This window comes from Microbacterium sp. B19, assembly GCF_000333395.1.
Lineage (GTDB): Bacteria > Actinomycetota > Actinomycetes > Actinomycetales > Microbacteriaceae > Microbacterium.
Genome location: NZ_BADA01000260.1, coordinates 1 through 8,375, shown reverse-complemented (window position 1 = coordinate 8,375; position 8,375 = coordinate 1). Strand labels below are relative to the sequence as shown.

Sequence of the window (8,375 nt, the reverse complement as noted above, 5' to 3'; positions counted from 1 at the left end):
ACGCGCGTCGGCCAACCCTACGTGAACCAGCGGGAGCTCGGTGGCCTCCTCACCAACTTCTCGACGTTCTCCAAGCGCCTCGCGCGCATGAAGGAGCTCGAGGAGCTCGACTACGAGAACCCGGCCGAGAGCGGCTTCACCAAGAAGAAGCTCCTGCTCAAGAAGCGCGAGCTCGACAAGCTGCACAAGTCGCTCGGTGGTATCCGCAACCTGCAGAAGACCCCCTCGGCGATCTGGGTCGTCGACGCCAAGCGCGAGCACCTCGCCATCGACGAGGCCAAGAAGCTCGGCATCCCCGTCATCGGCATCCTCGACACGAACGCCGACCCGGACGAGTTCCAGTACCCGATCCCCGGCAACGACGACGCGATCCGCTCCGTGAGCCTGCTCACGCGCATCATCGCCGACGCCGCCGCCGAGGGCCTGATCCAGCGCCACCAGCCCGCGGGCGAGGACGAGGCCGCTGAGCCCCTCGCCGAGTGGGAGCGCGAGCTGCTCGAGACGAACGCCGAGACCACCGAGGCTGCGACCGAGTCCGCTGACGACGCCGCCGGCGCCGAGGCCCACGACGAGGCCGTCGCCGCCGAGTCCGGCGAGGAGACCGCTGAGGTCGCCGCCGCCGAGGCCACCGACAGCAAGTAAGCGCGCCGCCGCGACACCGCGGCGTCACCCGCACAGGCTACGATCCGGCGGGGTCGTACGCGCCCCCAGGGGTGCGCGCGGCCCCGCCGAGCTCACATCAGAACCACCAACGACTTAGGAGACGCCACACCATGGCAAACTTCACGATCGCCGACATCAAGGCCCTGCGCGAGCAGCTCGGCACCGGCATGGTCGACACCAAGAAGGCGCTCGAAGAGGCCGACGGCGACGTCGAGAAGGCCGTCGAGATCCTCCGCCTGAAGGGCGCGAAGGGTAACGCCAAGCGCGCCGACCGCTCCACGAGCGAGGGCCTCGTCACCGCCCGCGAGACCGAGGGCGCCGTGACGCTGCTCGAGCTCGCCTGCGAGACCGACTTCGTCGCCAAGAACGACCGCTTCATCGCGCTGGCCGACAAGGTCGTCGCCGCGGCTTCCGCCGCCGGTGCCGACTCCGTCGAGGCCGCCCTCGCCGCCGACGCCGACGGTCAGACCGTCGAGCAGCTCATCTCGGACGAGGCCGCCATCATCGGCGAGAAGGTCGAGCTCCGTCGCGTCCGCACCATCCGCGGCGAGAAGTTCGAGGTCTACCTGCACAAGACCAGCAAGGACCTCCCGCCCCAGGTCGGCGTCGTCCTCGCCTACACCGGCGACGACGCGGAGACGGCTCGCTCCATCGCGCAGCACATCTCCTTCGCCAACCCCTCGTTCCTCACCCGTGACGACGTGCCCGAGGCCGACGTCGAGAAGGAGCGCGAGATCGTCACCGAGATCTCCCGCAACGAGGGCAAGCCCGAGGCTGCACTCCCGAAGATCGTCGAGGGCCGCGTGAACGCGTTCTTCAAGCAGGTCGCCCTCCTCGACCAGGACTACGCGAAGGACAACAAGCTGTCCGTCGCGAAGGTCGCCTCCGACGCCGGTCTCACGCTGACCGACTTCGCCCGCTTCAAGGTCGGCGCGTAAGCACCGATGACAAGGCCCGGGATGCCATGGCATCCCGGGCCTTTTCCCTGCGCGCGTGGCGTATCGGTCGCGTCGGTGGGGGAGATAGTTTGAACCAGACGAGAGGACATGACACGTGATCGATGAAGCGACCCGGCGCCGCCGCGTTCTGCTCAAACTGTCCGGTGAGGCCTTCGGTGGAGGACAGCTCGGGGTCAACCCCGACGTCGTCAGCCAGATCGCCCGAGAGATCGCCGAGGCGGTGGATCGCGTGGAGATCGCGATCGTCGTCGGTGGCGGCAACTTCTTCCGCGGTGCGGAACTCAGCCAGCGCGGCATGGACCGCGGCCGTGCCGACTACATGGGCATGCTCGGCACCGTGATGAACTCGCTCGCGCTGCAGGACTTCCTCGAGCAGGCGGGTGCCGCGACGCGTGTGCAGTCCGCCATCTCGATGACCCAGGTCGCCGAACCCTACATCCCCCGTCGCGCGCAGCGGCACATGGAGAAGGGCCGCATCGTCATCTTCGGTGCGGGCGCGGGCCTGCCGTACTTCTCCACCGACACCGTCGCCGCCCAGCGTGCGCTCGAGATCGGCGCGTCCGAGGTGCTCGTCGCCAAGAACGGCGTCGACGGCGTCTACACCGCCGACCCCCGAGTGGATGCCACGGCCACCAAGCTCGACCACCTGACGTACGGTGACGCCCTCCAGAAGGGCCTCAAGGTCGTCGACTCGACTGCGTTCAGCCTCTGCATGGACAACGGCATGGACATGCGCGTGTTCGGCATGGAGCCCGCGGGCAACGTCACCCGGGCTCTTCTCGGCGAGACCATCGGGACGCTCGTCACGTCGTGACCCGGCGCGCGGGCCCGGGTGCCGGGCCCGCGCGCGATTAGACTGAGACGTCAGCCCCAACGAATGGAGTCACCGTGATCGCCGATGTCCTGGCCGATGCCGGAGCCCGCATGGACCGCGCCGTGGAGGCCGCGAAGGAGGACTTCGCCACCGTCCGCACCGGGCGCGCGAACCCCCAGATGTTCCAGAAGGTCCTGGTCGACTACTACGGCTCGCCGACCCCGCTGGCGCAGCTCGCCTCGCTGAACAACCCCGAGGCCCGCACGCTGGTGGTGAACCCCTACGACAAGTCGGCGCTCAAGGCCATCGAGCAGGCGATCCGCGACATGCCGAACCTCGGCGTCAACCCGACGAACGACGGCAACATCGTCCGCATCACGATGCCCGAGCTCACCGAGGACCGCCGCAAGGAGTACGTCAAGCTCGTGCGCAGCAAGGGCGAGGACGCCAAGGTGCAGGTCCGCAACCTCCGCCGCAAGGCCAAGGACGACCTGGATGCGCTGAAGAACGAGGTCGGCGAAGACGAGCTCGTCCGCGCCGAGAAGGAACTCGACGGCGTGACCCGTTCGCACGTCGACGCGATCGACGAGGCTCTCAAGCGCAAAGAGGCCGAACTGCTCGAGGTCTGACCGATGACCGAAGCCCCCGACGCGGACGAGCCGACGTCCGCCGCACCGCCCTCCCGACGGAGGGGGGATGCCGCGCGTCGCACACCGGCCACCGGTGAGACGGCGGCGGCGATCGAGTCGCAGCTGCGCGCGATGCGGACGGATGCCGAACACCACATCGCCCAGGCCCGGGCGGAGTTCGATCAGGCGAACGAGCGCATCAAGCAGCGCACGGGGCGCGATCTGATCCTCGCGATCCTCATCGGCGTAGCGATCGGTGTCGTGGTCGTGGCCTCGCTGATCTTCGTGAAGTGGCTGTTCGCGTTCTTCGCGCTCGGCGCAATGGTGCTCGGGGTGCTCGAATTCTCCCGCGCGCTGCAGGTGTCGGGCCGTCGCGTCGACCTCGTCCCGCAGCTGGCGGCGGGAGTCCTGCTGCTCGCCAGCGGCTACCTGGCGGGCCTCTGGATGCACTGGGTGGCCACGCTCGTCGCGGTCGCCCTCGTGGTCGTATGGCGTCTGGTCGCACAGTTGCACGCGGGCGATGGGCGAGCCCACAACGAGGTGCTCGCGGACGTGCTCGTCGCGGTCTTCGTGCAGCTCTACGTCCCCTTCCTCACGAGCATGGCTGTCATCCTGCTCGCCGAGGACGGAGGCGAATGGTGGGTGCTCGCGTTCCTCGTGCTCGCCGTCGTTGCCGACACGGGCGCGTACGTGTCGGGACTCACTTTCGGCCGCGGGGGACGGCATCCCATGGCTCCCCGCATCAGCCCGAAGAAGACGTGGGAGGGCTTCGCCGGCGCGTTCGTCGCCGCCCTCGCCGCCGGTGTGCTGTTGGCGGTGTTCATGCTCGGGGTGCCGTGGTGGGCCGGTCTCATCTTCGGGGCAGTGGTGCTGGCCACCGCCACGGTGGGTGACCTCGGCGAGTCGATGCTCAAGCGCGACCTCGGCATCAAGGACATGAGTTCCTGGCTTCCGGGTCACGGCGGCGTGCTGGACCGGCTCGACTCGATCCTGCCGTCCGCGACCGCCGCTCTGGCTCTGTACTACCTCCTCTCGCCCCTGGGAGTGTCATGACCGACACCGAGACCTCACGCCCGGCACGCTCCACGCCGTTCCCCGACGCGCCCCGTCGCAAGAAGGGCTACGAGAAACGCGCCGTCGATACGTTCCTCGAGAAGGCCCGCGACGCGTTCGAGGCCGACGAGCCCGGCGCCCTCCGCTCGACGGAGGTGCGGGAGGCATCCTTCCCCCTGGTGCGCGGTGGCTACGCCATCGGACCCGTGGATGCCGCGCTCGGGCGCGTCGAAGACGCTTTCGCGGCGCGGGAACGCGAATACGCGCTCTCCCGCCTCGGTGCCCGCGCTTGGGTGGCCGAGACGCGGGACACGGCCCAGGTCGTGCTCGATCGGCTGTCGAGGCCGCGTCGGGCACGGTTCGAGAGAGTCGGCATCCTGAACTTCGGCTACGCCGTCGACGAAGTCGACATCGTCGCCGACCGCATCTCGCGGTACCTCTCCGCGGGCGACCCGGTGACGGCGGAACAGGTGCGTTCCGTGGCTTTCCGCGTGGAGCGCAACGGCTACCGCGAGGCGCAGGTCGATGCCGTCCTGGACGCGGTCGTCGAGGTCATGCTCGCGATCGGCTGAACCCTGCCTCCCCTGATCACGAACCCATCGGTAGAATCGACCCCACTGTGACTTCCGGATCCGACCTCACGCGTGCGTCCTCCCGACGTGTGGCCCGTCGCGGCCACACCGTCGTCGATGTCGTGCACACGGCACCGTCGGGTCGTCGGGGTCCCCACTGGACGCGTCGACGCGGGGTCGTGACGGTCTTCGCGGCGTGCGCGGCGCTGGCTTTCACAGGGGCGTACGTCGGCCCGATGGGCAGTGCGATCTCGCGCGCGCAGGCCGAAGAACCCAAGACCGTGACGCTCTACGCCGAAGGACTCGGCGATGCGCAGCAGGTGTCCGTCGGCGGTGACAAGCAGGCTCCGACGCTCGACCGCTCGAGCTACAACGTCTACGTCAAGCCGAAGCCCACCCCGACGCCCACGCCCACCGAGAAGAAGAAGACCCAGGGCTCGGAAGCCTCAAGCGGGGGCGGCGGCCCGGTTCTCTACTCCGGCGGCGGCGCGCCGAGCGAGTGGATGGCGGCCGCGGGCATCTCCGAGGCCGACATGGGCTACGTCAATTACATCGTGAGCCGCGAGAGCGGCTGGAACCCGAACGCGACCAACCGATCGTCCGGCGCGTGCGGTCTGGTGCAGGCCCTCCCGTGCAGCAAGGTGCCCGGCAACGGCTACGACCCGGTGGACAACCTGCGGTGGGGCACCGGCTACGCCACGAGTCGGTACGGCGGGTGGGCCGGGGCGTACGCGTTCTGGACCGCCAACAACTGGTGGTGACGCGCGGGTGCCCCGTTCCCGCAAGCGTCGGCCGTCGAGTGACCGCTCCGACGCCTCGCTCGATCGCCTGATCGCGGGCTGGAAGCGCACCGAGGTCAAGCGCGGCGCGGAATGGACCGTGCAGCCCCTTTCTGCGGCCCAGGCGCAGAAGCCGTACATCTGCCCGGGCTGCGGCCGTACCGTCGAGGTGGGTGTGGCCCACGTCGTGGTCTGGCGCGCGGACGGAGTTCTGGGCGACTCGGCGGACCTCGCCGCCCGTCGCCACTGGCACACGCACTGTTGGAGGATCGCCTGATGGAGATACGCGGACCGGTGCTCCTTCCCGCTCGCCGGGAGGACATCGAGTTGACGACGGTCGACGGCCTGACGCTCGTGGGCGAACTGGCGCTGCCGGAGGTGCGCGAGCCCGTCGCGACGCTGGTGACCCTGCATCCGCTCCCGACGGCGGGCGGCTTCATGGACTCGCACATCCTGCGCAAGGCCGCCGGGCGGCTTCCCGCGCTGGCGGATCTCGCGGTGCTGCGCTTCAACACCCGCGGGACGACGTCTCCGCGCGGGACGAGCGAGGGAACATTCGACGGGGGAGCGGGTGAAGTCTTCGACGTCGCCGCGGCGGTGGACTTCGTGCGGGAACGCGGGCTTCCTCGCCCCTGGCTCGTCGGCTGGTCGTTCGGAACCGAGCTGGCGCTGAAGTACGGTCGCGATCACGACATCGAGGGCGTCATCCTGCTCTCCCCGCCCCTGCACCGGGCCACCGCCGAGGAGGTCGCGGCGTGGGCGGGCGACGGGCGTCGCATGGTGGTGCTCGTGCCCGAGTTCGACGACTACCTCCGCCCGGCCGAGGCGCGCGAGCGGTTCGCCGCGGTGCCCCACGCGAATCTCATCGCCGTGGAGGGCGGTAAGCACCTCTGGGTCGGGGAGACTCAGACGCGCCGCGTGCTCACGGAGATCGTCGCGGCCGTCAACCCCGATGCGCTGCCGCTCCCGGTCGAGTGGGACGGGCCGGTCGCCGACTGAGCCTCAGCGCTCGTTCTGCCGCGGGATGATGACTTCCCGGTAGATGATCAGGATGCTCGCCGCCACCGGAATCGCGATGAGCGCGCCCAGGAGGTTGAGGAGCGCTCCTCCCGCCAGAGCGGAGACCACCACGACCGAACCGGGGACGGACACCGCACGGTTCATGATGCGCGGCGAGATCACGTACGCCTCGATCTGCATGTAGACGAGGTAGTAGATGGCCGCGATCAGGGCGATCGTGGGGGAGCCGAGCCCCGGGATCAGGCACGTCAGCACGATGATCGTGGACCCCGTGAGGGTTCCCACCAGCGGGATGAGCGAGAAGAAGAACGCGATCACCGCGAGCACCGCGGGGAAGGGCGCCTTGATGATGCTCAGGAAGATCGCGCTCAGGATGCCGTTGATCACGCCGAGGCTCACCTGACCCATGACGTAGTAGCCGACGGAGTCGGTGATCTTCTCGGACAGCTCGATGAAGCGCGCACGCTTGGAGGCCGGAACGAGCTGGTAGACGGCGGACTTCAGCGACGGCGTGGACGCGGTGAAGTAGATCGTGAGGATGAGCACGATGAACGCGCCGCCCAGGCCGGCCGCGACCGCGCCACCGACCGTCAGCAGGCTGTTGCCGATCATGGTGGAGATCGACCCGACATCCAGCGTCGAGAACCAGTGCTGTACGCCCGCCCACAGCTCATCGAGCCGCAGCCAGGGGAAGTTCGCCGTCGCCCACTGTTGGACGCCCGCAACGATCTCGTTCCACTTGCCGGGTTGCAGCAGATTCTGGATCTGATCGACGAGTTGCGCGATCTGGCTCACGATGATCGGCACGACCATGAAGATGATGCCGGCGAAGACGCCGAGAACTCCCAGGATCGTGAGGAGCACGGCCGCCCAACGCGGCAGTCCGCGCCGTTCGAGGAACGACACGACCGGGTCGAGACCGAGCGACAGAAAGAGCGCCGTCCCGACGTACAACAGGATCGTTGAAAGGTTCTGCACGCTCCCGATGACGAGCAGCCCGACTCCGACGCCGAGGGTCGCGAGCAGCGCGACCCGGAAAGGATTGTGGATCTTCATCCGCAGCGACTCCTGCCTCCGGAGGGCGACGTGCCCATCCGCACAGGATACTGAGCGCCGCCCGCAGAACGGGACCGCCGGGCCTACCCGCGAACTTTCAGCCGGGCTCGGCTAGTCTGAAACGTCGATTCTTCGGTGGCCGCCGGTGTCGCCGGTGAGGATGGTGTGTAGCGTGAGATTCGTCTGGGCCGTGGTGGCGTTCGTCATCGCCGCCGCCATGATCGGCGCGGGCATTGCTCAGCGCACCGTCTTCCAAGGGCCCGCGGAGGCCACGGAGGCGATCCAGACCGACGGGGCCACGGCCTACACGCTCATCGACGGGGCCGTCCTCACCAGCCTGCCGGGGGCGCAATCGCTCCGCGTCGAGGGCACGGGTGCCGTCTTCGTCTCCTACGCTCGCACCAGCGACGTGAAGGCCTGGCTCGCGGACGTCCCGTACACCGCCGTGACCCCGGGCGGCGACCCGGACACCGTCACGACCGCACTCGTTCCCGCGTCGACCACGGCACCGTCGGGTGACGCCACGACCGCGCGGACACCCGTGGGCTCCGACCTCTGGCTCGACGAGTACCAGCAGACCGGCTCGTTCAGCACGACGCTGCAGCTTCCGTCCGACATGAGCGTCCTCGTCGCCAGCGACGGCAGTGCCCCCGCCCCCACGAACATCACCCTCACCTGGCCGATCGACAACTCGACACCGTGGGCGGGACCACTGATCGNCGGAGGGCGCGTCGCGCTGCTCGCGGGCATCGTGCTGTACCTGCTCGGCATCCTGCACGTCCGGCGGTCCCGTCGCCGGCGCCGCAGGGTCTCCCGCTCCCGGTGACCGA

At 69.0% G+C, this 8,375-nt stretch carries 10 protein-coding genes; 9 read left to right on the top strand and 1 reads right to left on the bottom strand.

Annotation, left to right across the window (positions count from 1 at the left end; genetic code table 11):
* From rpsB to I5G_RS09710, 9 genes are all read left to right on the top strand, one after another.
* Nucleotides 1-642, top strand: a 642-nt coding sequence (gene rpsB, locus I5G_RS21695; protein ID WP_022878893.1) for a 30S ribosomal protein S2, incomplete at its 5' end; no start/stop codon positions are given.
* A 131-nt stretch (nt 643-773) separates the two neighbouring features.
* A complete protein-coding gene (gene tsf, locus I5G_RS09745) occupies nt 774-1,601 on the top strand; it encodes a translation elongation factor Ts (RefSeq protein WP_022878892.1) in 828 nt (275 codons plus the stop codon).
* A 115-nt stretch (nt 1,602-1,716) separates the two neighbouring features.
* Entirely contained in the window at nt 1,717-2,436 is a 720-nt protein-coding gene (gene pyrH, locus I5G_RS09740; protein WP_022878891.1) for a UMP kinase, read from the top strand.
* Between the two features lie 74 nt (nt 2,437-2,510).
* Nucleotides 2,511-3,065 (top strand): ribosome recycling factor, encoded by a 555-nt coding sequence (gene frr / locus I5G_RS09735; RefSeq protein ID WP_022878890.1) that lies wholly within the window; start codon nt 2,511-2,513, stop codon nt 3,063-3,065.
* Between the two features lie 3 nt (nt 3,066-3,068).
* Entirely contained in the window at nt 3,069-4,118 is a 1,050-nt protein-coding gene (locus I5G_RS09730) for a phosphatidate cytidylyltransferase (protein ID WP_022878889.1), read from the top strand.
* A complete protein-coding gene (locus I5G_RS09725; protein ID WP_022878888.1) occupies nt 4,115-4,690 on the top strand; it encodes a DivIVA domain-containing protein in 576 nt (191 codons plus the stop codon). Before I5G_RS09730 ends, I5G_RS09725 begins: the two co-directional genes overlap by 4 nt.
* Nucleotides 4,691-4,737: 47 nt before the next feature.
* On the top strand, nt 4,738-5,451 hold the full coding sequence (locus tag I5G_RS09720; protein WP_239642521.1) for a transglycosylase SLT domain-containing protein: 714 nt from the start codon (nt 4,738-4,740) through the stop codon (nt 5,449-5,451).
* Nucleotides 5,452-5,458: 7 nt separating this feature from the next.
* Nucleotides 5,459-5,746, top strand: a complete 288-nt coding sequence (locus I5G_RS09715) for a hypothetical protein (protein WP_022878886.1) — start codon at nt 5,459-5,461, stop codon at nt 5,744-5,746.
* Complete coding sequence (locus tag I5G_RS09710) at nt 5,746-6,468, top strand: alpha/beta hydrolase (protein ID WP_022878885.1); 723 nt, start codon at nt 5,746-5,748, stop codon at nt 6,466-6,468. The genes I5G_RS09715 and I5G_RS09710 overlap by 1 nt, the downstream gene beginning before the upstream one ends.
* 3 nt (nt 6,469-6,471) lie before the next feature.
* Here I5G_RS09710 and I5G_RS09705 read toward each other — a convergent pair whose 3' ends face one another.
* Nucleotides 6,472-7,545 (bottom strand): AI-2E family transporter, encoded by a 1,074-nt coding sequence (locus tag I5G_RS09705; RefSeq protein ID WP_022878884.1) that lies wholly within the window; start codon nt 7,543-7,545, stop codon nt 6,472-6,474.
* Nucleotides 7,546-8,375 lie beyond the last annotated feature (830 nt).